The 1189-nt window shown below is 74.8% G+C and carries 1 protein-coding gene and 1 pseudogene; both read left to right on the top strand.

The features are described 5' to 3' along the window. On the top strand, positions 1-824 hold an 824-nt coding region (locus ACFWWU_RS37355; RefSeq protein ID WP_384153693.1), incomplete at its 5' end, for a fibronectin type III domain-containing protein. Positions 825-889: 65 nt separating this feature from the next. After that, positions 890-1189, top strand: a pseudogene (locus ACFWWU_RS37350) (hypothetical protein); the annotation flags it as partial.

Below are 1189 nucleotides of genomic sequence, written 5' to 3'. Positions count from 1 at the left end.
TCAGCGTGCCGACGCTCGTGCTCATCAGCAGCAGCTCGGCGTCGGCCGCCGGCGACGTCTGCGACCTCTGCTCGATCAACTTCGACCTCGGAGCCTGCGAGGACGCCGGCGGCTACCCGTACGACAGCACGCAGGAGGATCCGCCGCCCGCGCTCGGCGGAGGCAGCGCCCCGGCACCTGCACCCGCACCGGCTCCGGCGCCCGCCCCCGCACCGGCGCCCGCGCCGAACCCCGGCACCTCCGGCGGCAGCACCTCCGGCGGCACGTCGGAGAGCGACTCCGGCGAGTCGGATGACGCGGCGAGCGCGTCGCAGGCCGGAGCTGCCGCGCCGGCGGCCGTCGCCGCGACCGCTCCCCTCGCCCCCGCCGCACCGCGCCTGACCGCCAAGGGCAGCTCGCTCACCGTGACCTGGGCGGCGCCGGCCGACGGCGGATCCCCGGTGACGGGCTACAAGCTCTCGCTCAACAAGGGCACGGCGATCCCCCTGGCCGCGACGGCCACCTCGCACACCTTCACGGTGCTCGGCGCAGGCGCCTACACGGCGACCCTGGTCGCCACGAACGCCGTCGGCGAGTCCCCCGTGTCGAGCGTGTCGAAGTCGGTGACCCTCAGCGCATCGACCGCGAAGCCCACCGCGCAGGCCGTCGAGAACGCTGCGGCCACGAGTGGCGGCACGCCCGAGTGGCTCGCCGGCGCCGGCATCCTCGTCGCCCTCGTGGCGGTGGGAGCACTCGCACTGCTCGGCCAGCGGCTGCTCGCCCGTCGCCGCGCGATCGCGTCGCCCCAGGGCGAACAGCCCGACGAGACATCCGTGCCCGAGTGACCGGCTCGGCGCGTCTCCGGCCGACCCACCCCCGACAGCTCCACCCCCAACAGAGAGGAAGCACCGTGCCCGACCACCAGCGCCCCACCCCGAGGCGGGCGGCGATGCTGACTGCGCTCGCCATCGCCGGCACCGTCGTGCTCGGCGGTGTCGCGGCCGCTCCGGCGACTGCAGCACCCGAGAGCCCGACCGACACCGTCGACTACTTCGCCGACGCCTACGAGGGCCTCGGTGCCGACAGCGTCTACGAGACCGTCACCTTCGAGCGATTCGAGTACCTGCTCGGCCAGGAGGGGCGCTTCGCGTTCCTCATCGGCGGACCGGAAGACGCGCAGACGGCGGCCACCGTCGGCCCGATCAACGAC

The sequence above is a fragment of the Streptomyces sp. NPDC058650 genome (assembly GCF_042717315.1).
In the GTDB taxonomy this organism is placed as follows: domain Bacteria; phylum Actinomycetota; class Actinomycetes; order Streptomycetales; family Streptomycetaceae; genus Streptomyces.
Note: the sequence above shows the minus strand (reverse complement) of the source record. Positions and strands in the feature narration are given on the sequence as shown.